The 24,801-nt window shown below is 37.8% G+C and carries 24 protein-coding genes and 2 pseudogenes; 20 read left to right on the forward strand and 6 right to left on the reverse strand.

Translation table 11 applies throughout. The features are described 5' to 3' along the window. The 4 genes from RWM06_RS05830 to RWM06_RS05845 form a co-directional block, all read left to right on the forward strand. The coding region (locus RWM06_RS05830) for an ATP-binding protein (RefSeq protein ID WP_313970446.1) at positions 1–1,133 on the forward strand (1,133 nt) is incomplete at its 5' end. Continuing rightward, positions 1,114–1,710: a response regulator transcription factor gene (locus tag RWM06_RS05835; RefSeq protein ID WP_000698453.1), complete on the forward strand. Its 597-nt coding sequence runs from the start codon at positions 1,114–1,116 to the stop codon at positions 1,708–1,710. The genes RWM06_RS05830 and RWM06_RS05835, both read left to right, overlap by 20 nt. 53 nt (positions 1,711–1,763) lie before the next feature. Beyond that, positions 1,764–2,456 (forward strand): XRE family transcriptional regulator, encoded by a 693-nt coding sequence (locus RWM06_RS05840; RefSeq protein WP_313970447.1) that lies wholly within the window; start codon positions 1,764–1,766, stop codon positions 2,454–2,456. A gap of 367 nt (positions 2,457–2,823) precedes the next feature. After that, on the forward strand, positions 2,824–3,411 hold the full coding sequence (locus RWM06_RS05845) for a hypothetical protein (RefSeq protein WP_313970448.1): 588 nt from the start codon (positions 2,824–2,826) through the stop codon (positions 3,409–3,411). 97 nt (positions 3,412–3,508) lie between these two features. Here the strand turns inward: RWM06_RS05845 and RWM06_RS05850 are convergent, their stop codons facing one another. Then, a complete protein-coding gene (locus RWM06_RS05850) occupies positions 3,509–4,393 on the reverse strand; it encodes a helix-turn-helix transcriptional regulator (RefSeq protein ID WP_313970449.1) in 885 nt (294 codons plus the stop codon). A 575-nt stretch (positions 4,394–4,968) separates the two neighbouring features. Between RWM06_RS05850 and RWM06_RS05855 the strand changes: the two genes are divergently transcribed. After that, positions 4,969–5,589 (forward strand): hypothetical protein, encoded by a 621-nt coding sequence (locus RWM06_RS05855; RefSeq protein WP_285305914.1) that lies wholly within the window; start codon positions 4,969–4,971, stop codon positions 5,587–5,589. A gap of 229 nt (positions 5,590–5,818) precedes the next feature. On the opposite strand, the pseudogene RWM06_RS05860 reads toward RWM06_RS05855, so the two are convergent. Beyond that, positions 5,819–6,142, reverse strand: a pseudogene (locus tag RWM06_RS05860) (helix-turn-helix domain-containing protein); the annotation flags it as partial. A 322-nt stretch (positions 6,143–6,464) separates the two neighbouring features. Between RWM06_RS05860 and RWM06_RS05865 the strand changes: the two are divergent. From RWM06_RS05865 to mnmG, 7 genes are all read left to right on the forward strand, one after another. Continuing rightward, on the forward strand, positions 6,465–7,052 hold the full coding sequence (locus RWM06_RS05865; protein ID WP_313970448.1) for a hypothetical protein: 588 nt from the start codon (positions 6,465–6,467) through the stop codon (positions 7,050–7,052). Between the two features lie 137 nt (positions 7,053–7,189). Continuing rightward, positions 7,190–9,298, forward strand: a complete 2,109-nt coding sequence (locus RWM06_RS05870; RefSeq protein ID WP_313970450.1) for a bacteriocin-associated integral membrane family protein — start codon at positions 7,190–7,192, stop codon at positions 9,296–9,298. Beyond that, positions 9,295–9,924, forward strand: coding sequence for an ABC transporter ATP-binding protein (locus RWM06_RS05875; protein ID WP_313970451.1), 630 nt, complete (start codon positions 9,295–9,297; stop codon positions 9,922–9,924). Before RWM06_RS05870 ends, RWM06_RS05875 begins: the two co-directional genes overlap by 4 nt. A 401-nt stretch (positions 9,925–10,325) precedes the next feature. Next, positions 10,326–10,541, forward strand: a complete 216-nt coding sequence (locus tag RWM06_RS05880; protein ID WP_084954284.1) for a hypothetical protein — start codon at positions 10,326–10,328, stop codon at positions 10,539–10,541. 372 nt (positions 10,542–10,913) lie between these two features. Beyond that, positions 10,914–12,035 (forward strand): tRNA 2-thiouridine(34) synthase MnmA, encoded by a 1,122-nt coding sequence (gene mnmA, locus RWM06_RS05885; protein ID WP_313970452.1) that lies wholly within the window; start codon positions 10,914–10,916, stop codon positions 12,033–12,035. Positions 12,036–12,174: 139 nt separating this feature from the next. Then, the gene (locus RWM06_RS05890) at positions 12,175–12,630 is read left to right on the forward strand and encodes an NUDIX hydrolase (RefSeq protein ID WP_313970453.1); all 456 of its coding nucleotides are present in this window, start codon (positions 12,175–12,177) and stop codon (positions 12,628–12,630) included. A gap of 9 nt (positions 12,631–12,639) precedes the next feature. After that, positions 12,640–14,553 carry a tRNA uridine-5-carboxymethylaminomethyl(34) synthesis enzyme MnmG gene (mnmG, locus tag RWM06_RS05895; RefSeq protein WP_313970454.1) on the forward strand — a complete coding sequence of 638 codons (1,914 nt, stop codon included), beginning with the start codon at positions 12,640–12,642 and terminating at the stop codon, positions 14,551–14,553. Between the two features lie 49 nt (positions 14,554–14,602). Here mnmG and rnjA read toward each other — a convergent pair whose 3' ends face one another. Next, positions 14,603–16,282 carry a ribonuclease J1 gene (gene rnjA, locus RWM06_RS05900; RefSeq protein ID WP_219967148.1) on the reverse strand — a complete coding sequence of 560 codons (1,680 nt, stop codon included), beginning with the start codon at positions 16,280–16,282 and terminating at the stop codon, positions 14,603–14,605. A 1-nt stretch (position 16,283) separates the two neighbouring features. Beyond that, a complete protein-coding gene (locus tag RWM06_RS05905; protein ID WP_000639572.1) occupies positions 16,284–16,517 on the reverse strand; it encodes a DNA-dependent RNA polymerase subunit epsilon in 234 nt (77 codons plus the stop codon). A 279-nt stretch (positions 16,518–16,796) separates the two neighbouring features. On the opposite strand from RWM06_RS05905, the gene RWM06_RS05910 reads away from it, so the two are divergent. Continuing rightward, complete coding sequence (locus RWM06_RS05910; RefSeq protein WP_313970455.1) at positions 16,797–17,012, forward strand: hypothetical protein; 216 nt, start codon at positions 16,797–16,799, stop codon at positions 17,010–17,012. Positions 17,013–17,335: 323 nt separating this feature from the next. On the opposite strand, the gene cibB is transcribed toward RWM06_RS05910, so the two are convergent. Both cibB and cibA read right to left on the reverse strand, forming a co-directional pair. Next, positions 17,336–17,488, reverse strand: coding sequence for a fratricide two-peptide bacteriocin subunit CibB (gene cibB, locus RWM06_RS05915; RefSeq protein ID WP_000974047.1), 153 nt, complete (start codon positions 17,486–17,488; stop codon positions 17,336–17,338). A 1-nt stretch (position 17,489) separates the two neighbouring features. After that, a complete protein-coding gene (gene cibA, locus RWM06_RS05920) occupies positions 17,490–17,675 on the reverse strand; it encodes a fratricide two-peptide bacteriocin subunit CibA (RefSeq protein ID WP_000180841.1) in 186 nt (61 codons plus the stop codon). Between the two features lie 192 nt (positions 17,676–17,867). Between cibA and tsaB the strand changes: the two genes are divergently transcribed. The 7 genes and pseudogenes from tsaB to RWM06_RS05955 all read left to right on the forward strand — a co-directional run bounded on the left by tsaB (position 17,868) and on the right by RWM06_RS05955 (position 24,724). Then, a complete protein-coding gene (gene tsaB, locus RWM06_RS05925) occupies positions 17,868–18,551 on the forward strand; it encodes a tRNA (adenosine(37)-N6)-threonylcarbamoyltransferase complex dimerization subunit type 1 TsaB (RefSeq protein ID WP_313970456.1) in 684 nt (227 codons plus the stop codon). Next, positions 18,548–18,985 carry a ribosomal protein S18-alanine N-acetyltransferase gene (gene rimI, locus RWM06_RS05930; RefSeq protein WP_313970457.1) on the forward strand — a complete coding sequence of 146 codons (438 nt, stop codon included), beginning with the start codon at positions 18,548–18,550 and terminating at the stop codon, positions 18,983–18,985. The genes tsaB and rimI overlap by 4 nt, the downstream gene beginning before the upstream one ends. Further along, entirely contained in the window at positions 18,975–19,985 is a 1,011-nt protein-coding gene (tsaD, locus tag RWM06_RS05935) for a tRNA (adenosine(37)-N6)-threonylcarbamoyltransferase complex transferase subunit TsaD (protein ID WP_313970458.1), read from the forward strand. The genes rimI and tsaD overlap by 11 nt, the downstream gene beginning before the upstream one ends. A gap of 103 nt (positions 19,986–20,088) precedes the next feature. Next, positions 20,089–20,952, forward strand: a pseudogene (locus tag RWM06_RS05940) (XRE/MutR family transcriptional regulator). Between the two features lie 620 nt (positions 20,953–21,572). Beyond that, the gene (locus RWM06_RS05945) at positions 21,573–21,722 is read left to right on the forward strand and encodes a hypothetical protein (protein ID WP_313970459.1); all 150 of its coding nucleotides are present in this window, start codon (positions 21,573–21,575) and stop codon (positions 21,720–21,722) included. Positions 21,723–21,944: 222 nt separating this feature from the next. After that, a complete protein-coding gene (locus RWM06_RS05950; protein ID WP_313970460.1) occupies positions 21,945–23,498 on the forward strand; it encodes a protein kinase family protein in 1,554 nt (517 codons plus the stop codon). Next, positions 23,498–24,724, forward strand: a complete 1,227-nt coding sequence (locus RWM06_RS05955) for an MFS transporter (protein WP_296171756.1) — start codon at positions 23,498–23,500, stop codon at positions 24,722–24,724. Before RWM06_RS05950 ends, RWM06_RS05955 begins: the two co-directional genes overlap by 1 nt. The last annotated feature ends 77 nt before the right edge of the window (positions 24,725–24,801 follow it).

The following is a 24,801-nucleotide window of genomic DNA, read 5'->3' on the forward strand; positions in this document are numbered from 1 at the left end:
CATTGTTTCTATTCTTATCGCTTTTCACAACCTTTTTCCTTACATTTGTTCCTTTGATTTTATTACTCTTGTATCGAAAAGAGTTGAGAAATGTACTAGCTTTCCAAAGGCGAAATGTTATAATCCTTTCGGTTGTCTTACCTATTTCATATATTGTATCGTATGTTAATACGACAGGAGCGGGTGTTTTAAATTTAGTTTGGTATGTTGAAGTATTGTCTATCCTAACTTTTTTACATTTCAAGACAATATTTACGTCCTTTAAAAAGAAGATTGCTGAATTGAAATTATCCTATTTAAAGGCTTTTATACGCTTATTTTTTGTAGTAGGAGGATTGTTACTGCTTTCGTTTATTGTCTTTCAATTAGATTTGAATGTGAGTGTATTAATCCTAAATCTAGTCTTGCTTATCATGGGAATCGTTGCCGAAGAATGCATTCGCTTGTTTCATGTATCGAATATGAAAGATGCGAAAGATTATCTGGAGATTCTATTTTTGAAGCGGAATAGAATGGTTAACAATCTTCTTTCTAATGAGGTTGTGGAGCAGCAATTTTCAGAATTTCTCCACAATGAAATTTTACAAAGTGTGATGGCTATTAAGAATTTCAATACTTACAGTAATAATGAGATGTTTGGTAATCAAATAAATCTTGTTACCGAAGAACTGGTGCAACGAATCAGAGAGCGAATGGATTATTATCAGCCCATGAGTGAGATAGATGAGCCTCTGGCAAAAAAATATCAGGCACTCATTGATAGAATAGAGAAAAGATATAAGAAAGAAAGTTCAGTGGTGGTACACTTTCCACCTAAATTTTCTTTAATGACTCCCTATGATAAACTTGTCTACCGTTTTGTTGAGGAGTTAATTACCAATGCGGTCAAATATTCACAAGGAGGAGAGATTTCTTTGGAAATCGAGGTGAAACAGGATACTATTTTTCTAGTTTCTAAAAATAAATCTGTCTCTACTAAAGAACCTTCTCTGGGATACGGACTGAAAAATATGGCAAATAAATTAAATGTTTTAGGTGGTAAGATGGATACTTTAGATGAGAATGGTATTTTTCGTGTTATTATTGTATTACCGATTGATAAGGAGCTATGTTATGAAAATTTTGTTGGTTGATGATCATAAATTGTTTAGCCAGAGCATCAAACTGATTTTGGAATTATCAGAGGTCATTGAAAGGGTGGATTTGATGGATGATTTTTCTTCTGTCTTGGACTTTTCTTATGATGATTATGATATTGTGCTCATCGACATAAATTTGACGAGTTTGTATCAGGAGGATGGGTTGTCTTTAGCTCAAACGATTATTGAAAATGGTTGCTCCGCTAAAATTGTTATCTTGACAGGATACAGCAAAAGAATGTATGAGTATCGTGCCAAGATAATGGGGGCCTGGGGCTTTTTGGATAAGAGTATTGGTCCAGAGGAATTACTTCAAAACTTGCTAAGGATTTATCAGGGAGGAAAGATTTTTTCAGATGAAGTAGTGGTAGATGTCTTGACTTCCCGTGAAATAGAGATGTTAGAATTAGTCCGAAATGGTCTGACCATAGATGATATTTGTGAAAAAGTCTATGTGAGTAAGAGAACTGTTTCAAATCATCTTGCAAATATCTTTTCAAAATTAGGAGTATCCAGTAGACAGGAAGCTATTCATGTCGCGGAACAGTTAGGTTACTTTTCTCCCGAATAATTGATAAGTTATTGTCCTATTGTTTAGAAATTTTTAATCAAATTTGAGTGAGGATGGTTGCGAAAGTGATTATTACTTACCCCTTTTTAAAAAATCCTTTACATAGAAATAAAAGTTTATATAGGCTGGAAAATCAAGATTATGCCTCTTTGAAATATGCTTTTGAGGGAGAGAGAAAGCAACAGACTTCTTTATCTTTTGATGAAAAGATTTATCTGGACTGGATAGATGCCATTCTAACCTATCAATGTGAACATCAATTAAAACTAGCTATTTCAAAAATAGAAGACATCCTCAGTAGGATTAGTATTGAGAAAGTGGACTACTTGTATATTTTGAATACCCTGCTGATTTTCTTAGGCTATGATGAGGATAAGGAGAAATTTGAACAACTATATGAACAGGTTTCCGTAGCTCTTTCAAAAATCGATACCAGTGTGCGTGAACAAATTGAGTTGTATATCAAAATAAAATACAATTATTGTTACCACCTTTGGAAACAGGAGGAGATGGACAAGTCCAGAGCGATATTATTGGAGATGATTGAATTTTGTAACAAGTATCATAGTAGCTTTAGGCTAGCAGATTTATATTGTTTGTTGGGAAATGTAACAGAAAATCTTGCTATCTCTGTTGCTAAGGACTACTATATGAAAGCTAAGGTGCTTTATCTAATTGAAAATAATGAAGTCAAGGCACTCAAGGTGAAACAATATCTAATGGATAAGCAGTCAGAGAATGTATGAGGATAGCAGAAGCTATCTTTTTATGTGTAAAATATAATTATAATTCTTTTTTTTTAAAATATTTAATTCTATACCTTGATTACTTGACAGGTTATATATGTTGATTTATAATATAGGTGAAACGAGTTGTGTAAACGCTACCAAAAACGGTATTCTTAACTTTGTATTTAGTCGAGAATTATGATGTAACTAGAAAAGGGGTGGAAAAATGTTTAAAAATAAGGAACTTTTTCGAGTAGTCATGATATTTGTGATAGGAATTATCCTAATTTTAATGACACCCGTCTTATTTAAAGTTGTGATGGAACTATTTTCAAAATAAATAGGTTTCTGTTTTAGGCGGAGTAGTGAATCAGGAGGTTAAGCGATGAACTACAATTTAAAATATATCTTATCAGGAATATTTGTCCTAGTCTTTATAGGTTTCCTAGTCTGGATGCGTTATTTTAATCAGAAGAAGGAAGAGGAGCATTCAGATGTGTCTTTTGAAGCGAGGTTAGATAGTGAAGTCAAGACCTTATATAAACAACTAGGATTGGGTGAGGAGACTCACTATTTCTTAGCGTATCGCTACCTACATCCTTGGTTTAATTTGGCGATTTTACCACCAACAGTTGAAATTTTCTTAACTAAAATAGCGCTGGTGATGGTAACTCCAGATGAACTGCTGATAAGAAATCTTGGGAATGGGATGACTTTCACAAGTGAGCATCATCGTGATTTGCGACAAGGACTTATCCGCATTCCAAAATCAGAGATGAAAGAATTTGAGATTCGCAACTGGAAAAGAGCTTTTGTATTTGGCGATTTTTTGACAATTAAAACAAGCCAACATAGCTATTATTTACAGGTTAGAGATGATGGACTTCAAAAAGGAAGTCTTTCTACCAAACATTTCTCCGACTTGAAACGACAAGATTTTCTAGGACTATTGACAGATAATCGAACATTCTGATAGATAATTACTCCAAAAACTAACCTCTAAACGTTCAAAAACCACACAGTGTTTTTTTCAACTTGATTGTGTTCAAGACTGAAATCACTGTGTGGTTTTATTTAGAAGCTAAGCTTTTTTCTCTTTCCTTCGGTTGATAATAGGTTTCTACTTCTTTTTTGAGATGAGACAGCATAGAAGTTTCCTCGGTCAGCTCCAGAAGGGAGAACCCTTTTTGGATAAGTTTAGAATCGTCTGTACAAATCCCAATACGGACATAGCAGATAGCAAGCATATCGTAGCTTTTCTTGTTCTTGGCATCCTCTAGTAAAGTGTAGCAGATTTGTTGACACATGTTTTTGTCTTGATGGTATAAGTAAATGGTGGAAAGGTTGAGTAGAATTGTCATTCGCAAGTCATATAAATGTTGATAGTTTTTATAGACTTCTAAGCGTTGCAAGATTTTTCCAGTGATGAGATGGAGGTGTTCAATGGGCAAGCTGAAAAGGATGGTATTGAGGATTTTTAGGTCACTTTCATACCATGTATCTTGTTTTTCAATTTTTTCCCACAGTTTTTGGATAGTCTGTTTCACTTGGTCTGATAGTTGCTCTGTACCATGTTGACGGATATGAATGACAACTTCCAGCATATCCCTGATCTCTTCTATAGGGAGGTCATGATGGGTCTTGAGATAGTTTTGGCATGTTTCAAAAAAATCAACTAGACCACTGCTGCCAATGATAGAACTCATATTAAGATAAGTTTGCATGATTTCTGTTCGTTGGCTCGGTTGATAGAGATGGCAGATGTAGTCAAACTCTTCAAAACTCATATTGATTTGACGGAGAAGAAATTCCATATTTTCATATTTGGGAGTTGCCTTGCCGCTTTCAATCTTTGATAGGCTGGTTCTTGAGATGACATTTCCACAGACCTCTTCTTGGGTCAATCCTTTTGACTCGCGTATTTCTTTATATACTTTCCCGAAATCATAACGCATGATTTACTCCTTTTCGTGAAAAAAGTTAACAAATAATAAAATCCTATTAAAAATATTGTATCATAATAACAGGAATAGTAAAAAAGAAAGCTAAAATAATGTGTGAAAAAAGTTAACTAATTTTAAAATAGAGTAAAGAAGAGGTATACTATAGATACAAAATACAGATAGGAGGAAAAAAGTATGAATAAAAAAGTTTTTCGCTTTTTAGTTGTTCTTGCTTTCTTATTCAGCATTGCTACGGTTTTCCCATGGAAATGGCCGATGTAATCTGCTAATGATTTAATAAAGAGAGGAGGGAGCTTACGACACATAGAGACGTAATGTGCTATCATCAGCCCTTTGGTGTTAGATTTGTATAGTGATAGGGGGTGATGTTTTTGAAAAGAAATAAAAATGACTATATAGTTGATTTTATTTTTGGTGTCGTTTTCATGGGATTGTTATTGACGGGTTGTTATATTTCATTTTTTCAACCAGATATTTATAGGATTCAAATTATATTTTTGATATTGTTAATATTCCCTATGAGTTATGTTGTCATTAAATATTTTATAAGAAAGTAGGCTTACAAAATGAAAAAATGTTCTCTGTTTCTTTTGACCGTAATTTTTCTTAATATATTCTCTCCAACGGCGTTAGCTTTAGAATCTGCAATGAGTAATAAATCTAATTTGACAACGTCTGATTTTCAATCTACTCCGTCGTATGTTCGTGTTGTAGATTCACATAATCTAGCAATCACAAACGAAGATGGAGTGGTGTCAAAAGTATATATTGATGACGAACACAATGTTTTTGTTGACGGGGTCTTAGAACTAACCTCAGATGAATTTGATGGTATGGTTCAAGTAAGTAAAAATGAAGACCAGTCAACTGAACAGACTATTATGGCAAGATCAGCTATTACTTGGTATTATCTTGATACACATACTTATAATATTGACTTTCAAAATAGAGGTCGTACAGTTTTGTTAGGTGTTATTGCTTTTCTCATCCCTTATTTAACCCCTGCGATTGGTATTGGTTCAATATTAGATGCCTTATTAGGAGAAGGAGCTCCAGGTATGTATGTAAAACTAAGTAGATACTATCGTAATGGGTATCAATTTTACAAATACTGTTACCATTTTTACTCTGATGAAGCAATGAGATATGAAGTTGCTTATAGAGAAGAAATTAAACAAATGTGGTAATATATTACAATTTCTAGTTCTAAGGATAAGGGTCAAAATATTTTTCAAATCAAGGGAGTCAATATGGGACTCCCTTGTATTTCGCTTTCAAAAAGTGTTATAATCAATCCTATTTAAAGACCAGGACTCAGATGTTTACAAATGAATAGCTCTATTTTTTCTGAAAATACTGTATGATATGAAGTAAATATGATAAAAAATTGGTGTTGCATATTTAATGGCATGTGGTATACTTGCTTCTACAACTGTTTTGGCATGTTTCAAAAAAATTGACTAGACCACTGCTACCAATGATGGAATTCATATTGAGATAGGTTTGCATGATTTCTGTCCGTTGACTCGGCTGATAGAGATGGCAGATGTAGTCAAATTCTTCAAAACTCATATTAATCTGTCGGAGAAGAAATTCCATGTTTTCATATTTGGGAGTTACCTTGCCACTTTCAATCTTTGATAGGCTAGTTCTTGAAAGGACATCTCCGCAGACCTCTTCTTGAGTCAATCCTTTTGACTCACGTATTTCTTTATATACCTTTCCAAAATCATAACGCATGATTGACTCCTTTTCGTGAAAAAAGTTAACAAATAATAAAATCCTATTAAAAATATTGTATCATAGTAATATAAAAAGTAGAAAAGAAAACTAAAATAAGCTTGGTGTAATTTTAAAATGGGTTTAACGAGTACTATGATGTAGCTAGAAAAGGGGTGGAAAAATGTTTAAAAATAAGGAACTTTTTCGAGTAGTCATGATATTTGTGATAGGAATTATCCTAATTTTAATGACACCCGTCTTATTTAAAGTTGTGATGGAACTATTTTCAAAATAAATAGGTTTCTGTTTTAGGCGGAGTAGTGAATCAGGAGGTTAAGCGATGAACTACAATTTAAAATATATCTTATCAGGAATATTTGTCCTAGTCTTTATAGGTTTCCTAGTCTGGATGCGTTATTTTAATCAGAAGAAGGAAGAGGAGCATTCAGATGTGTCTTTTGAAGCGAGGTTAGATAGTGAAGTCAAGACCTTATATAAACAACTAGGATTGGGTGAGGAGACTCACTATTTCTTAGCGTATCGCTACCTACATCCTTGGTTTAATTTGGCGATTTTACCACCAACAGTTGAAATTTTCTTAACTAAAATAGCGCTGGTGATGGTAACTCCAGATGAACTGCTGATAAGAAATCTTGGGAATGGGATGACTTTCACAAGTGAGCATCATCGTGATTTGCGACAAGGACTTATCCGCATTCCAAAATCAGAGATGAAAGAATTTGAGATTCGCAACTGGAAAAGAGCTTTTGTATTTGGCGATTTTTTGACAATTAAAACAAGCCAACATAGCTATTATTTACAGGTTAGAGATGATGGACTTCAAAAAGGAAGTCTTTCTACCAAACATTTCTCAGATTTGAAACGACAAGATTTTTTAGGATTATTGACAGATAATCGAACATTCTGATAGACAATTACTCCAAAAACTAACCTCTAAACATTCAAAAACCACACAGTGTTTTCGGCATTGAACATAATCAAGCTGAGAAAATCACTGTGTGGCTTTATTAGAAAGTTAGTTTTTTCTTCATGGGAGGTATCTCTATGAAAAAAATCAGTCATCTTTGTATGTTTCTGCTGTTGCTGTGTACCACTTTTTTTGTTTTTAATGTAAACTACACACGTGAAGCGGTTCGGATTCGGGAAATGGGAAAGACTGTAGATTCTTTGGATTTGTATTTGAAAGATATTAACGAACCTGCAGCGTCTGTTCTTCGATTTTTTGAGGATGTATCAAAGGAGTACAAAGTCTCCATCATCAAAACAGACAGTGGTGATGAGGTAATCAAGTCTGGTGTTTTTGATAAAGATACCTTCCCCTACCAAGAGTTTGGGATTTCTTCTCTTGATTTTACCACAGATGGTGAAGGAGTCTACAGTAATAAAAAAATTTCTAATAAACTTGGTACGATACCGACCTTTCTAAAAGCCAAGCCTATTCAGCTTATAACTTTTCAAACCTATATCAAGGATACATCTCGTAGTTTAAATGGTCGCTATACGATAACTTCTACACAAGAGATGGATAAGGATAGGATTGTACAGAAATGGAGCGATTTTTTCAAGATAGATCAGGCTACCTTGCTAGAGCCTACCTATAAAAGTGCAGTGGAAGTCATAAATCGAGATTTGCTTTTATCTGCCATTGTTTTTGTCTTGGCTATTTTACTTCTTGTGTTAGTAACAGTTTATCAGCCGATGATGGAGATGAAACGAGTGGGGGTTCAAAAGTTACTTGGTTTTCAAAGCAGGGCGATTTTAGCTGGTTTTGTAAAGACTAATTTTTATCTTCTCTTGGGTGGAAGTCTTGTCATTGACTTGGGACTATTTTTAGTGCTGGACTACAGGCCAAAACTTCTGTTCCCAAGTTTACTCTTATCCCAATTTCTGCTTTTACAGTTGTATTTGTTCATCAGTTGGCTGACCTACCTGATGATTCAGAAAATGACAGTTAGTTCCATGTTGAAAGGTTTTTCATCTGTCAAACTTGGTCTCATCTTCAATTATGTGATGAAAATAGGGACAACTATTTTACTGACGGCCTTACTGATTGGGGTAGGCAGAAGTCTAGAACAAGAAAACAAAGAACTTGCTTATCAGCAACAGTGGGTAAGCCAAGGGAATTACTTGACCTTAGAAACCTTCCAACTCAATGATAACCTGTGGCAAGAAGAGCTAGCAGGTTCAGGGAAATCTACAGATTATTTCTACCAATTTTATCAAGATTTGCTAGCAAAAATACAAGTAAATTATGTGCGAAGTGCGAGTCTTCCTATCAAACCAGTCATCAAAGCTGAACAAGTACAGCAGTACCAACTGCCTGATAAGGTAGATGTTTACTATGCTAATAGCAATTTTCTAAAGAGCAAGGGATTCAAGTTACCAGATACCAGCACTAAAAAAGTTATTTTGATGCCAGCCAGTGCCAAAGGACAAGAAGGCAAGAATCAGTTCTTGGGAAAATCCATCGCCTATCTTTCTCTGAAGTATGAAGATCAGCAAAAGCAAACAATAGAAGATATGGATGTAGAAATTGCCTACTATGAAGGAGATTGGTCTTTCTTCCCTTATAATAATGAGCGAAAGGAAAATCTCCACAATCCAATCATTAGTCTGGTAAATGATCAAGACATGATGTGGGAAGAAAAGACTCGCTTGTCAACGACAGGTTTAAACAATCCTATGAAAGTTGAAAATACAGAACAAAATCAAAAAGTGATTACGGAGTTAGTTGAGAAATTATCAGATGGGAATTATTTAAAATTTTCATCGCTTCAAGCCATTCAACAAGAGAAAGTAGATTCTTATCGAGATGCAGTTCGAAATCTTAATATACTCTTTGCTTTGTTTGGTCTCCTTAGCATGATGATTTCCTACTTCTTACTAGTAACAACTTTCTTATTGAAGCGCAGGGACATCATTACCAAGAAATTTATGGGGTGGAAACTGGTCGATCGCTACCGCCCTCTCTTAGTTCTGCTCTTGTTAGGCTATAGTCTCCCTCTTCTAGTATTGATTTTCTTTGCCCATGCGCTCTTGCCACTCCTACTGTTTGCAGGTTTTACATGTTTGGATATACTATTTGTGCTAGTCTTGGCCTCTAGGATGGAGAAAAGAAGTCTAGTAGAATTATTGAAAGGGGGCATCTTATGATGGAGTTGAAAAATATTACCAAAACCATTGGGAGAAAAGTGATTTTGGATAACTTATCTCTCAGGATTGATCAGGGGGATTTGGTGGCCATTGTTGGCAAGAGTGGCAGTGGTAAGTCGACCTTGTTAAATTTATTAGGTTTGATAGATGGTGATTATAGCGGACGGTATGAGATTTTTGGTCAGACAAATCTAGCGGTCAATTCTGCTAAGTCGCAAACAATAATCCGTGAGCATATCTCTTATCTGTTTCAAAATTTTGCCCTGATTGATGATGAAACGGTCGAGTACAATCTTATGCTGGCGCTGAAATATGTGAAATTGCCTAAGAAAGACAAGCTCAAAAAGGTAGAAGAGATTTTAGAGAGAGTAGGTTTGTCAGCTACGTTGCATCAAAAGGTCTCCGAGTTGTCTGGGGGTGAACAACAACGAATTGCAGTTGCTAGAGCCATCTTAAAACCCAGCCAGCTGATTTTAGCCGATGAACCAACAGGTTCTCTGGATCCTGAAAATAGAGATTTGGTCTTGAAGTTTCTCTTAGAGATGAATCGCGAGGGGAAAACAGTCATTATCGTGACCCACGATGCTTATGTAGCCCAACAATGTCATCGAATCATTGAATTGTGAAAAATACAGAAATCTTATCAAAAATCTTTAGATTTAAGGATACCTTTAAAATTTAATTTTAAAACACTTATTTGGAAATCGTATGACTCTTAAGCTTCGAATACTTAAGTTCTCATTGTTTTGAGCTATTCTAGCTTTAGAATTCTTCAGAACGTAAAATTTTAAGCAGTCAAAGGCTTAGAATAATCCTAAAACATTTATTTTAAAGCAATTCTAAATGTAGAATTGCATGGATATGTGTGTGTTTGAGCTGTTCGATAGTTTGGACAGCTCTATTCTGAGAAATCTGAGTTATCAATGCTTTAGAATAGTATTTCGTCAATGGATTTTATTGAAGGATTGCTTATTTTATGCTACTCTAAAATAAAACGGATTTAATGGAGCAAATGGAGAATCATTACATGAAACATTTTTTTGCTGGAATTGGTGAAATTCATTTTTTGTCATTTTTATTATATCTAAGCATGTCTACTAGTCCAATTATTGGACTAGTGATTGGATATACTAAAATAAATCTAATCAATTCTATTATTATAGCTCTTGGTATGATATTGGCATTAATTTTGGTATTATCAAGAGTGTATAGAAAATATTTTTATAGAGACGATGATGACTAAAGTTTTTATCAATAAAACCAGAGGTTGGTAGATTATCAGCCTCTTCCTTGTCTTCTCCAACCAAGCATGTTATAATGAATACTGCTCAAGCGACCTTCAATCGTTAAAGCACACACGACCTTCAATCGTGAACTAGTCATTTCGTTTATCTTTTATTACGTCGTTAACTCGAAATGAGATGCAAGCTTAGCTTGTCTGATTTATAACCTCAATCAGTCTCCCAGACTGATTGAGCGAACTCAAGTTATGCCTGCGACTCGTTGCCTAGTACTAAAAGCAAACGAAATGACTATACTTGAAGAAATTCTATTGAAAGTCATAGTAAATAGAATTTTGAGGGGTATAAATAAACGAATAGATGGGAGACTTACCATGAGTGATAACTCTAAAACACGTGTTGTCGTGGGGATGAGTGGTGGTGTTGATTCGTCGGTGACGACTCTTCTTCTCAAGGAGCAGGGCTACGATGTGATCGGTATCTTCATGAAGAACTGGGATGACACAGATGAAAACGGCGTCTGTACGGCGACCGAAGATTACAAGGATGTGGCTGCGGTGGCAGACCAGATTGGCATTCCCTACTACTCTGTCAATTTTGAAAAAGAGTACTGGGACCGCGTTTTTGAGTATTTCCTAGCGGAATACCGTGCAGGACGCACACCAAATCCAGATGTTATGTGCAACAAGGAAATCAAGTTCAAGGCCTTTTTGGACTATGCCATGACCTTGGGTGCAGACTATGTAGCGACTGGGCACTATGCCCGAGTGGCGCGTGATGAAGATGGTACTGTTCACATGCTTCGTGGCGTGGACAATGGCAAGGATCAGACCTATTTCCTCAGCCAACTTTCGCAAGAACAACTTCAAAAAACCATGTTCCCTCTGGGACATTTGGAAAAGCCTGAAGTACGCAGACTCGCAGAAGAAGCAGGCCTTGCGACTGCTAAGAAGAAAGACTCGACAGGGATTTGCTTTATCGGAGAAAAGAACTTTAAAAACTTCCTCAGCAATTACTTACCAGCTCAGCCTGGTCGCATGATGACTGTGGATGGACGCGATATGGGTGAGCATGCAGGTCTTATGTACTATACGATTGGTCAGCGTGGAGGTCTCGGTATCGGTGGGCAACACGGTGGTGACAATGCCCCTTGGTTCGTTGTCGGAAAAGACCTGAGCAAAAATATCCTCTATGTTGGCCAAGGTTTCTACCATGACTCGCTCATGTCAACAAGCCTAGAAGCTAGTCAAGTCCACTTTACTCGTGATATGCCAGAGGAGTTTACGCTCGAATGTACGGCTAAATTCCGCTACCGTCAGCCTGATTCGAAGGTGACCGTCCATGTCAAAGGAGATAAGGCAGAGGTTATCTTTGCAGAACCGCAACGCGCCATTACACCAGGACAGGCAGTTGTCTTTTACGATGGCGAAGAGTGTCTCGGTGGCGGTTTGATTGACAATGCTTACCGCGATGGACAAGTTTGTCAGTACATTTAGATTGACAAATTTTCTCAATTTGCTACAATAATAAAAGCAATAGAAATGATGGTCAAAGCTCATGGATGTTGCAGGCTTTTTTGTCCTGCACTTCTTTGGAGTTTTGACTGTTTTTGTGTCGTTTAAGGGAAAGGAAAAAATGACTCAGCAAGACTTTCGGACAAAAGTAGGAAATACGGTTTTTGGAGTTCGGGCGACAGCCTTGATTGTCCAAAATCGCAAGCTCCTAGTCACCAAAGACAAGGGCAAGTATTACACAATTGGCGGTGCGATTCAAGTTAACGAAAAAACGGAAGAAGCGGTAGTCCGTGAAGTGAGGGAAGAATTAGGTGTCCGAGCTCAAGCTGGGCAACTAGCTTTTGTTGTTGAAAATCGTTTTGAACAGGACGGTGTTTTCTATCACAATATCGAGTTTCATTATCTGGTGGATTTGCTTGAAGATGCCCCATTGACCATGCAGGAAGATGAGAAAAGGCAGCCCTGTGAATGGATTGACATAGACAAGCTTGAGGGTATCAATCTAGTTCCAGCCTTTTTAAAAACAGCCCTACCAGATTGGGACGGCCAACTAAGACACATTCATCTTGAGAAATAGGAGAGAAACATGACTTATAATTTTACTGAAGAATACGATATTATTGTAATTGGTGCGGGACACGCTGGGGTAGAAGCATCCCTAGCAGCTAGCCGTATGGGCTGCAAGGTCTTGCTTGCGACTATCAACATTGAAATGCTGGCTTTCATGCCTTGTAATCCTTCTATCGGTGGTTCTGCCAAGGGGATTGTTGTGCGTGAAGTCGATGCCCTCGGTGGTGAAATGGCTAAGACCATTGACAAGACTTATATCCAGATGAAGATGCTCAACACAGGGAAGGGTCCTGCCGTTCGTGCCCTTCGTGCGCAGGCTGACAAGGAGCTTTACTCTAAGGAAATGCGTAAGACAGTTGAAAATCAAGAAAATCTGACCCTTCGTCAGACCATGATTGATGAGATTTTGGTGGAAGATGGCAAGGTTGTCGGTGTTCGTACAGCGACCCATCAAGAGTATTCTGCTAAGGCTGTTATTGTGACGACAGGGACTGCCCTTCGTGGGGAAATTATCATCGGTGACCTCAAGTACTCATCAGGTCCTAACCACAGCTTGGCTTCTATTAACCTTGCTGACAATCTCAAGGAACTGGGCCTCGAAATCGGTCGTTTCAAGACGGGAACTCCTCCACGTGTCAAGGCTTCTTCAATCAACTACGACGTGACAGAGATTCAGCCAGGAGACGAAGCGCCTAATCACTTCTCATACACTTCACGTGATGAGGATTATGTCAAGGATCAAGTGCCATGTTGGTTGACCTACACCAACGGTACCAGTCATGAGATTATCCAAAACAACCTCCACCGTGCTCCTATGTTTACAGGTGTGGTCAAGGGAGTGGGACCTCGTTACTGTCCGTCGATTGAGGACAAGATTGTGCGCTTTGCGGACAAGGAACGCCACCAACTCTTCCTTGAGCCAGAAGGGCGCAATACAGAAGAAGTCTATGTTCAAGGACTTTCAACCAGTCTGCCTGAAGATGTGCAACGTGAACTTGTTCATTCTATCAAAGGTTTGGAAAATGCAGAGATGATGCGAACAGGTTATGCCATTGAGTATGACATGGTCTTGCCTCATCAGTTGCGTGCAACGCTTGAAACCAAAAAAATCTCAGGACTTTTCACAGCTGGTCAGACAAATGGAACGTCAGGTTACGAAGAAGCTGCTGGCCAAGGGATTATCGCAGGTATCAATGCGGCTCTGAAAATCCAAGGCAAGCCTGAATTGATTTTGAAGCGCAGTGATGGTTATATCGGAGTGATGATTGATGACTTGGTGACCAAAGGAACCATTGAGCCTTATCGCCTTTTGACCAGTCGTGCTGAATACCGTCTTATCCTGCGTCATGACAATGCCGATATGCGTTTGACAGAGATGGGACGCGAGATTGGACTTGTGGATGATGAACGCTGGGCTCGTTTTGAAATCAAGAAAAATCAATTTGACAATGAGATGAAGCGCCTAGACAGTATCAAACTCAAGCCAGTCAAGGAAACCAATGCTAAGGTTGAGGAGATGGGGTTCAAGCCGTTGACAGATGCGGTGACAGCTAAGGAATTCCTTCGTCGTCCAGAAGTTTCTTACCAAGATGTGGTGGCCTTCATCGGACCAGCTGCAGAGGACTTAGATGACAAGATTATCGAATTGATTGAAACAGAAATCAAGTACGAAGGATATATTTCTAAAGCCATGGATCAGGTTGCCAAGATGAAACGCATGGAAGAAAAACGTATTCCAGCTAATATCGACTGGGATGATATTGATTCTATCGCGACAGAAGCCCGTCAGAAGTTCAAACTTATCAATCCAGAAACCATCGGCCAAGCCAGCCGTATTTCGGGAGTAAACCCAGCAGATATTTCTATTTTGATGGTGTATTTGGAAGGTAAAAATCGTAGTATTTCAAAAAATCAAGAAAAGAAAGCATAGAGAAAAACAGCTCCGAAGACGGGGCTGTTTTGTTGATTTTCATTGAGTATTATTCTTCATCTGGTGTGAGAATCATCGGAATAATGATTGGTTCACGTTCTGTATTTTCATAGAGGAAGGGGCGAATAGCGTTGACAATGGCACCATTGACAGATTGCACGCTAGCGTCCTTATTTTTCAGTGCGATACGAATTGCATTGAAGAGGATGCGTTGGCTTTGGCGAATCAAGTCACCAGATTCTCTCATGTAGACAAAGCCTCGGCTGAGGATGTCTGGACCAGATAGAATCATCTGCGATTTGAAGTCAACAGTTGCGACTGCAAGTACAACACCATCTTCAGATAAATCACGACGATCTTTGAGGACAGCAGCACCAATTTCACCGATACGATTTCCATCGACATAGATATCTTGGGCGTTGAAATGACCTGCGATACGAGCAGAGTCAGCAGTAAGGGCAAGTACATCACCATTGCTCATGATAAAGATATTGTCCTTCTCAACACCAGTATCCACCGCTAGTCCAGCATGGACTTTTTGCATGCGGTATTCACCGTGGACAGGCATGAAGTATTTTGGCTTAATCAAGCGGAGCATGAGTTTTTGCTCTTGCTGGCCACCGTGTCCAGATGTATGGATATTATTCACTTTACCGTGGATAACTTCGACACCAGCTTCAGAAATGACGTTAATCAGCTTGTTGACGCTAGTAGTGTTTCCAGGGATTGGACTTGAAGAGAAGATAACCGTATCGCCTGGTTGGAGTTGTACCTGACGGTGGGTTCCGTTGGCGATACGAGAGAGGGCAGCCATCGGCTCACCCTGACTACCTGTACAGAGGATCAGAACCTCGCCTGCAGGGTAGTCTTTGATTTCATTTGGCTCGATAAAGGTTCCCTTAGGAGCTTTGATGTAGCCAAGATCGATTCCGTTGACAATGGCCTTTTCCATAGAACGACCAAAGACTGCAATCTTACGTCCAGTCTTAACAGCGGCTTCTGTTGCTTGCTGGAGACGGAAGATATTTGAGGCAAAGGATGCAAAGATGATACGTCCCTCTATGCCTTGGATAATCTTCATGATGGACTGACCAACGACTTTTTCAGAGTTGGTAAAGGTTGGCACTTCTGCATTTGTCGAGTCAGACAGGAGACAGAGTACACCGTCTTCACCAAGAGCTGCCATACGGTGCAAATCTGCTGGTTCACCAACTGGTGTTAAGTCAAACTTGAAGTCACCCGTACAGACAATTTTCCCTTGAGGAGTATGAATGACAATCCCCAAAGGTTCTGGAATAGAGTGAGTCGTTCTAAAGAAAGTTGCCTTGAGATTTTTAAAGGTCAACTCAGTATTGTGGTTGATTTCGTAAAGTTTGGCGTTGCGCAAGAGGCCGTGTTCTTCGAGTTTCCCACGGATCAAAGCCAAGGCAAGCGGTCCAGCGTAGATAGGGACATTTGCTTGCTTGAGCAGGAATGGAATCCCACCGATGTGGTCCTCGTGTCCGTGGGTAATCAAAACAGCCTTGACGCGGTCGATATTGTCTACGATGTAAGAGTAGTCAGGAATGACATAGTCGATACCAAGCAAGTCATCTTCTGGGAATTTAATCCCAGCATCGACGATGATAATCTCGTCTTGGTATTCAATTCCGTATGTGTTTTTCCCGATTTCTCCCAGACCACCGATGGCAAAAACGCCGACTTCTTCAGGTTTAAGAGTATAGGCCATATTAGAACTCCGTGATTTCGAAAGCGCCAGTTTCTTTTTCGTAATCTAGCAATTTGTCAGACAAGAGTTCGATATACTCGATATTGTACTCTGGGCGATTTTCTTCGACAAGTTGGCGAGCAGCGATACGGCCCTCAAGTTCTGAGCTGGCATCGATGTCTAGGTAAAGTGCGCGTGTTGTTTCACGACGTGGGCTACGTTCTTTTGTTTCTTGATAAAAAACTTTGTAAATCATATAGTTCCTTTCTATTTTACAGGTCAGCTTGTTCCAAACTTTTAGCAGAGATTTGCTTGATTTCATTCCATTTTGTGTCTAGATTGACCTTGATTCGTTACAATTGTTTCAATTATAACATAAAATGAAAAATTAGTAAAAGACGGAAACGAGAAAGTTAGGAGGCGATTTCTTTAGTAAGCGCTTGCAAAAATAAAGAAAATATGTTATCTTGATAATGGAAGTGGAATTTATCGTTTGTCACAATTCCCTATAGTTTTTAAGTCAAGGAGGTTCCCTATGTATGACTTATTTGCTTTTGCGATAGGAGCTCGCTTGGTAGCTTTTATCGTTTTTGTTGCTTGTGTTTATGGAGGGAATCTTCTGTTTGCAAAACTAGAACAACGACAAAGCAAGTTCTTGTGGAAAATTACCTTTGTGACTCTCTACTCGCTTTTTCTCCTCCTTGTAACCTATGTCGTTTGGTTTGTATTTTTCTTTGGATTAAATGCTTAGATGCCCTGCTTATGCTGGGGCATTTTTGTTTGGGGATATAGAGATAGTAGATTTACGACACGAAAATTCCACCCCATCTATCAAGATGAGGTGGTCTTTGCATTTCTCTAAAATGACATGACAATGAAATTTTCAGAGCTTATTATTTTTATGGTGATCATTACTCTGTTCAAAAATAGAGTTGAAGCATAAAAATAAAACAATACAAACAGATAAATCAATTGGTAAAGGGATAGTAGTAATGTTTAAATTATTGAGAATGCTGAGAAAACTGTAAGAGATGAAGAAGATAAAATTTATCCTTCTAAAAATGTGTCTTTTATCTAGCATGACTTACCAAACTTTTTACGAAGGTCTTTTCCAATGGTATAACCTGCCATAAATAAAGCAATACCAACACCTACACCAAAGCCACCCTTTATTTCTTGCAATTCCTTATTAGAAATTTCACGATAGTTGTTCAAATCTTTCATCATATTAATCTCCTCCTAAAAAATAACCAGCTGCCAAACCAGAACCTATAAGTGCTGTTCCACCTGCAATAGCTTTCCAAGATACTGCTACTCCAAAGATAACCAAGGGAGCGAGACCGCCATCAATATCTGATAATTCATTTTCAGATAGGGATAAAAATTGATTGTCAAGAACGTCAAAATTTGTCATTGAACTTTCCTCCTTTTTTCTTGTTCACTTTTATATTCGGAAAAGAAAAGGAAAAGTGAAATTTTTTTTTGAATCTTATTTGCGAATAGTTTTTGGGCTAAGTATAGGCATTTTTGTTTGGGGGCAAAGAAAATTCCCATGTGCCAGCTTTTGTAGTATAATAGTAAGCAGACAAAAAGATAGGAATGTGTTATGAAAGTATTAGCTTTTGATACGTCCAGCAAGGCTCTTTCTCTCGCTATTTTAGAGGACAAGCAGGTTCTTGCCGAGACGACGATTAATATTAAGAAAAATCACAGTATTACCCTCATGCCTGCCATCGATTTTTTGATGGCAAGTTTGGATTGGACACCCAAGGACTTGGACCGAATCGTGGTGGCAGAGGGACCAGGTAGCTACACAGGTTTGCGAATCGCGGTAGCAACTGCCAAGACCTTAGCTCACACTCTGAACATCGAGTTGGTTGGTATGTCTAGCCTCTTGGCTCTGGTGCCATACCAGCAAGAAGGCTTGTTCGTTCCTTTGATGGATGCGCGTCGCAACAATGTTTATGTAGGATTTTATGAAAATGCCAAACCTGTCATGGCAGAAGCACATCTACCTTTTGAGCGAGTCATCGAGTTAATCAAAGGTGCTAGTCAGGTAACCTTTGTCGGAGAAGTTGGCCCCTTTGTGGAGCAGATTCAAGAACACTTGCCAAGGACTAATTTCAAAGAAACCTTGCCTAATGCAGCCAATCTTGCTCTTTTGGCCTGGGATAAGGAAGCAGACTCCTTGCACGATTTTGTGCCCAATTACCTCAAACGTGTTGAGGCTGAGGAAAACTGGCTTAAGAACCACACCGAGTCTGGTGAGTCTTATATTAAACGTCTATGATAGAAATCAAACGAATCCAACAGCAGCCTGACTTGGCTCAAGCCATCTACGCTGTTATGGCAGATATTTACCCAGTCAGTCCTTGGACGCTGGAACAAATCCAAGCAGACCTGTCCCAAGACCAGACTTGGTATGCTCTAGCTTATGATGGGGCGGAAGTGATTGCCTTTCTAGCTGTTCAGGAGAATCTCTTTGAAGCAGAAGTCCTGCAAATCGCTGTCAAACAAACCTATCAGGGTCAGGGAATTGCGTCAGCCTTGTTTGCTCAATTGCCGACAGACAAGGAGATTTTCCTCGAAGTCAGAAAGTCAAATCAACGAGCGCAAGCATTTTACAAGAAAGAAAAGATGGCAGTCATCGCTGAGCGAAAGGCCTACTACCATGACCCAGTCGAGGACGCCATCATCATGAAGAGAGAAATAGATGAAGGATAGATATATTTTAGCATTTGAGACATCCTGTGATGAGACCAGTGTCGCCGTCTTAAAAAACGACAATGAGCTCTTGTCCAATGTCATTGCTAGTCAAATTGAGAGTCACAAACGTTTTGGGGGCGTAGTGCCAGAAGTAGCCAGTCGTCACCATGTCGAGGTCATTACAGCCTGTATCGAGGAGGCGTTAGCCGAAGCAGGGATTACCGAAGAGGACGTAACAGCTGTTGCGGTTACCTATGGACCGGGATTGGTCGGAGCCTTGCTAGTTGGTTTGTCAGCTGCCAAGGCCTTTGCTTGGGCACATGGACTTCCGCTGATTCCCGTTAACCACATGGCTGGCCACCTCATGGCAGCTCAGAGCGTGGAGCCTTTGGAGTTTCCCTTGCTAGCTCTCTTGGTCAGCGGTGGGCACACAGAGTTGGTCTATGTTTCTGAGGCTGGGGATTACAAGATTGTTGGGGAAACGCGGGACGACGCGGTTGGTGAGGCCTATGATAAGGTCGGCCGTGTCATGGGCTTGACCTATCCTGCAGGTCGCGAGATTGACGAGCTAGCTCATCAGGGGCAGGATATTTATGATTTCCCACGTGCCATGATTAAGGAGGATAATCTAGAATTCTCATTCTCAGGTTTGAAATCTGCCTTTATCAATCTTCACCACAATGCCGAGCAAAAGGGAGAGAGCTTGGCAACAGAGGACTTGTGTGCTTCCTTCCAAGCAGCTGTCCTGGATATTCTCATGGTTAAAACCAAGAAAGCCTTGGAAAAATACCCTGTTAAAACCCTAGTCGTGGCTGGAGGTGTGGCAGCTAATAAAGGTCTCAGAGAACGCCTAGCAGCCGAAATCACAGATGTCAAGGTTATCATTCCACCTCTGCGTCTTTGCGGAGACAATGCAGGAATGATTGCCTATGCCAGCGTCAGCGAGTGGAACAAAGAAAACTTTGCAAGCTTGGACCTCAATGCCAAACCAAGCCTCGCTTTTGATACCATGGAATAAAGAGTCAGCTTAAGGCTGGCTTTTTTGTTCTTTTAAATGTCAGAATATTTTGACAAATAAATGTAAATAATGATATAATATATAAAAAATAGGAGGTGGTAAGATGATTGAGAGAATGGAATTAGGAGAATTTTACAAGGAATTGCGTTTGGCTAGAAAGCTCAAACAGTCAGATGTGGCTTGTGCTGGACTAACAGCCTCTCAGTTGTCCAAGTTTGAACTAGGACAGTCTATGCTATCTGCAGACAAGTTGATCTTAGCCATCCAAGGAATCAATATGAATTTTGATGAGTTTGGTCATAAGCTCAACAATTATCAAGAATCTCCACATATGCGAATTGGTAGAAGGGTTGTGGATCGCTTTGCCCATCAAGATATTGCTGGCTTAGAGCAACTGTTGGAGGAAGTCGAGCAAGAACAGATGGCGCAGACCTATCGTCGTTTGAATGCTATTGTAATCAAAGATGCCATCCATTCACTAGATAAAAGCTACCCACTAGAAGAGGAGGATAGGGAGTTTTTGACGACCTACCTCTATGCTATCGAATCTTGGACCTGGTTTGAACTCTATCTTTTTTGCAATACTATGCCTTTCCTAAGCAATCAAGATTTGATATTTTTATCAACCTCCTTACTCGAAAAATCCAAGGAATTTAAAGAGTTGGTACATAATAGACTGTATATGAAACAAGGGCTGTTAAATATCATCTCAGAGCTCATGGAGCGCAAATTTTTTTCTTATATCCCAATCTTTGAAGCCGAGCTGGAGAGTATGCTCCGTCCATACGATGTTTTTGAGAAATTATTGTGACAGTTTTTAAAGAAGATGAGCATTTTCCTTCAAACTAAGGGAAGCAATCAAAAAGAGATTGAACACTTTATCCAATCTCTGCAAGTATTAGAAAATCCACAATTAACAGCCCTTTTTGAATTGCGTTTTCAGCAATACAAAGAACTTATCGATTAGTTAGAAACGGGAAAATGATAATAATCTCAGCAACGATTTTCAATAATGTTAAAATTTGTTTCTTCATATTTCTCCACTCCTCATTAGTAATAACTTTATTATACCAGTGAAATAATTAAATCTACTAAAATCGCAAATGTGAAATTTCTATAAGAAAAAATATCAAATATGCGATTTTCTAAAATAGGCTAATTTCCGTGTTATACTGTCCTTGTAAGACATTTGAAGCAAATCCTAGGTCGCATAAGTGGATTACAAATAAAATTTCAAACTTGTTAAGTAAGAGTGTAGGATTGTTGTTGAAAATCTAATTGATTTTTATGGCATTCAATACATAGGTGTTTTATGAAATTCCTTAGTAACTTTTTTACTTACAGGATTGAAATATAAAATAGAAAAGGAGAAGCGTATGACAGCATTTGTACATGAATTAACACGTGAATCAGATAGATTCAATCAGTCTGCAGATGTGACAATAACTATCATTTGTACAGTATTGTAAAAGATACTCAATTATTAAGTTTATTTTTAGACTTATAATGGTTTTGGAATTTTAATGTAGGAAATACCAACTTAGGTAATTGCTAAAGAAAAAATCATCATAACAATAGGAGAAAAGAATGTATAAATATAAAATTGTAAACGAAGAAAGTTTGCCTATTTATGGTTATAAAATTCATATATCAGCAACGTTTGATAATTATAAGGATATGTATAATCTTCTTTCTCCTTTGTTAGATGCTAGAAAGATATCTTATAAGTATATATAGAGAGAAGAAGATGTAGCCTATAATTTTTCTGTTAGAGAATCTCCTGTTAATTCGGGGAAATATTTTACGATTTATCCTGAAAATGACCATGTTTTTCTTGATCTATTAGAGCTTCTTTACCAAACTATTCCTAAAAATATGGAGGGAATTTATATTCTAAGTGATCGTGCCTATAAAGATTCCAATACGATTTTTTATAGATATGGCTTCTTTAGAGAAGATTTGGAGTATTTAGAAAAAGGCATTCCGACTTTGCTGGGACCAAATGGAGAAAAATGGCAAGACTATCAAAAACCATATTTTAACTTACCAGAATGGATTCAAGATATTCAAGAGAATACGTTTATAAAGGATTCATATTTATCAAGAAATTATAGATTGAAAGCCATGCTATCACAGTCAAGTGGAGGAAACGTCTATCAAGTAGATTCAGTGATAGAAGGTAAAAAGTATATTTTGAAGGAATGTCGGCCTCATGTTATTTCTTTTGGAGGGGTAGAGACTCAAACACTTAGAAAAAATGAATATGAAATTTCAAAAAAATTATTAGATCATACTCCAGTTGTGCGTGAAACTGTTACAGAGTGGATTAACCAATATTATATTTATGAGTTTATAGATGGTAGTGATTTATTAAAATACACAAAAGCATACTCTATTGTCAGCTATAAGAAGCCTAATAAGGAGTTAAACACTAAGAAATTTAAAAGTTTTTTATTGATTACTAGGGAACTATTAGAATTGGTTGAATATTTTCATAGTCGAAATATTATTTTAAATGATATACATCCCGGAAATTTTATAAAATCAGAGAATAAACTTTACTTTGTAGATTTAGAAAATAGTTATGAGTATGATAATAAACCAGCTATTGGTTTGTATAGCGTAATTAGCTTAAAGGAATGGAACTCTATAGATGGCAAAGTATCTGATTGCCATAAAGTTGGGAATTTACTACTATTTTTGTTGGCTAGATTGCATATAAAATCAATGGACGATTTATCACAATCATATCATATTTTAAATTCTTTATTGGCTGAATTTGGTTTAAGAACAAATTTTACAAGTATTATAGAAAAACTATTTTCTAAGGATGCAACAGTATCTGATATCCTGAAAGATTTAAATGAAATTTATGTTTATCAAATTGAATCCCTGCATAGTTTAGATGAGGTTCTAACTGATCAACCAGAAAGATCTTTTACTATTACTGAGATTATTAATAAAGAACTAGTCAATTTTCAACGATATGAGAATGCTAAAAATAATCAGCGATTACTGCAACATCTGATGCATAGAGAAAAAAATTTAGGACTAGATGGATTGTCTGGCTTACTTATTTTGATGAAAATATATGACTTTGATTGCGATATTATTGATTATGGAATTAATATCATTATTGAAAAATTAATTGTGGCAGATAATGGTAGGATGGTTCCGATAGAATCAAATTTAGTTTCACCTTATCTAAATAACGGGACAGCAGGATTTATTCGTGCTTTGATTTTTATAGATTTTGAAAAGTATACAGATCTAATCAAAGAATTATCTGAAGGATTAATTACAGAATTTGCTCAATATGCAGATTTCTGGAATGGTATGCTAGGGATAGCTGATACATTGTTAGAACTGTATTGTTATTTTAAAGTAAGAAAATATAAAGAAGTTGCATTGTCTTTGTTAAATACAGTAGAGTGCTATGTGAAGTATTCTAAAGCAGATAAGCAAGAGTACCTTTATGTGTTATCTAAGTACATGGATATGAAGGAGTTGTGATGAAAGTATTTCTTCAAAATAGAGATTTTAGGCAATTAACCATCAACCAGTGGATTTCGACGCTTGGGGATACGATTTTTTATCTGGCCTTTTTGAATTATGTGGCAGATGCTTCTTTTGCTCCTTTGGCGATTTTACTCATCACGATTTCAGAAACCCTGCCCCAAGTTCTACAAATCTTTCTGGGAGTTTTGGCGGATTTTCAACATCATCGTGTCTTGAAATACACAGTCATTAGTTTTGCAAAATTTTTGCTTTACTCTATAGTGTCCCTGTCGCTTTCAGGGCAGTCTTTCTCCTTGTTGCTAGTAACCTTTATTTGTCTGATTAACCTCTTGTCTGACACATTGAGTTATTTTTCAGGCGCCATGCTCACTCCAATTTTCATTAGAATTATTGGGCAAGACCATCTGGCAGAAGCTATTGGATTTAAACAGTCAACTGTTAGTTTAGTGAAAACAATCAGTAATATTCTAGGAGGAGTCTTACTAGGTATTCTTTCCATCCAGTTTATTTCCTTACTGAACGCTCTTACCTTTTTAATCGCATTTTTAGGTATCCTCTTCATAAAAAATGACCTCTTGAAAGTAGAAAAAACGATTAGCTATCAAGAAGGACTCTCTGTAAAATCCTTTTGCCAGCATTTGATCCAATCATCGAAATTGATATGGAATATGAATCAGGTGCTCTTGGTTTTGTTTATTATTTCTATTAGTCAAGCAGTGATAAATGTTACAGTTCCTGTTTCTACCCTGTTTTTGAGGAATCAGCCCTTTTTGAATTTACAAACAGGTCAATCTCTTGCCTTGTTATCCACTCTTGAATTAGCAGCCCTTATTGTCGGAAGTCTTGTGAGTGGCTATTTGAAAAATACGATTTCTATAAAAACAGCTCTCTATGCCTCACTTGTCATCCAGTTGCTTCTTCTAGTAGGATTTGCCACAGTTCGTTTTGACTGGATTCTCATCTTTAGTACCTTGGATGCCTTTTTCGCAGGTGTCCTCTCTCCTAGATTACAGGAACTCATTTTTAAACAAATACCTGAGGAGTCAATGGGAGCAGTTCAATCCTCTATCGGTGCTATTACGGTTGTTTTACCTAGCTTATTTACAATAGCTTTGGTAACCATTGCTACTAGCTTTGGAACTCTGGCAGTTAGCTTTGTTTTATTGCTATTTCTTCTAGTTGCCTTTTTCATGCTCCTGAATATCCGTGAAAGTATCTAGCGGAGAATTTGTATAATATATGTTTGAGACTGGATTGCCAGTCTTTTTATGATGGTCAAAATCAGCAGACTTTTTTC

This window comes from uncultured Streptococcus sp., assembly GCF_963516575.1.
GTDB lineage: Bacteria > Bacillota > Bacilli > Lactobacillales > Streptococcaceae > Streptococcus.

Coding starts and splice junctions, on each gene's coding strand:
- RWM06_RS05835 (WP_000698453.1), top strand. CDS start 1,114: ATGAAAATTTTGTTGGTTGATGATCATAAATTGTTTAGCCAGAGCATC.
- mnmG (WP_313970454.1), top strand. CDS start 12,640: ATGACTTATAATTTTACTGAAGAATACGATATTATTGTAATTGGTGCG.
- RWM06_RS05955 (WP_296171756.1), top strand. CDS start 23,498: ATGAAAGTATTTCTTCAAAATAGAGATTTTAGGCAATTAACCATCAAC.
- tsaB (WP_313970456.1), top strand. CDS start 17,868: ATGAAAGTATTAGCTTTTGATACGTCCAGCAAGGCTCTTTCTCTCGCT.
- cibA (WP_000180841.1), bottom strand. CDS start 17,675: ATGACAAATTTTGACGTTCTTGACAATCAATTTTTATCCCTATCTGAA.
- RWM06_RS05850 (WP_313970449.1), bottom strand. CDS start 4,393: ATGCGTTATGATTTCGGGAAAGTATATAAAGAAATACGCGAGTCAAAA.
- mnmA (WP_313970452.1), top strand. CDS start 10,914: ATGAGTGATAACTCTAAAACACGTGTTGTCGTGGGGATGAGTGGTGGT.
- RWM06_RS05945 (WP_313970459.1), top strand. CDS start 21,573: ATGTATAAATATAAAATTGTAAACGAAGAAAGTTTGCCTATTTATGGT.
- RWM06_RS05905 (WP_000639572.1), bottom strand. CDS start 16,517: ATGATTTACAAAGTTTTTTATCAAGAAACAAAAGAACGTAGCCCACGT.
- RWM06_RS05840 (WP_313970447.1), top strand. CDS start 1,764: ATGGTTGCGAAAGTGATTATTACTTACCCCTTTTTAAAAAATCCTTTA.
- RWM06_RS05875 (WP_313970451.1), top strand. CDS start 9,295: ATGATGGAGTTGAAAAATATTACCAAAACCATTGGGAGAAAAGTGATT.
- RWM06_RS05865 (WP_313970448.1), top strand. CDS start 6,465: ATGAACTACAATTTAAAATATATCTTATCAGGAATATTTGTCCTAGTC.
- rimI (WP_313970457.1), top strand. CDS start 18,548: ATGATAGAAATCAAACGAATCCAACAGCAGCCTGACTTGGCTCAAGCC.
- tsaD (WP_313970458.1), top strand. CDS start 18,975: ATGAAGGATAGATATATTTTAGCATTTGAGACATCCTGTGATGAGACC.
- RWM06_RS05855 (WP_285305914.1), top strand. CDS start 4,969: ATGAAAAAATGTTCTCTGTTTCTTTTGACCGTAATTTTTCTTAATATA.
- RWM06_RS05845 (WP_313970448.1), top strand. CDS start 2,824: ATGAACTACAATTTAAAATATATCTTATCAGGAATATTTGTCCTAGTC.
- RWM06_RS05870 (WP_313970450.1), top strand. CDS start 7,190: ATGAAAAAAATCAGTCATCTTTGTATGTTTCTGCTGTTGCTGTGTACC.
- RWM06_RS05890 (WP_313970453.1), top strand. CDS start 12,175: ATGACTCAGCAAGACTTTCGGACAAAAGTAGGAAATACGGTTTTTGGA.
- cibB (WP_000974047.1), bottom strand. CDS start 17,488: ATGATGAAAGATTTGAACAACTATCGTGAAATTTCTAATAAGGAATTG.
- rnjA (WP_219967148.1), bottom strand. CDS start 16,282: ATGGCCTATACTCTTAAACCTGAAGAAGTCGGCGTTTTTGCCATCGGT.
- RWM06_RS05880 (WP_084954284.1), top strand. CDS start 10,326: ATGAAACATTTTTTTGCTGGAATTGGTGAAATTCATTTTTTGTCATTT.
- RWM06_RS05910 (WP_313970455.1), top strand. CDS start 16,797: ATGTATGACTTATTTGCTTTTGCGATAGGAGCTCGCTTGGTAGCTTTT.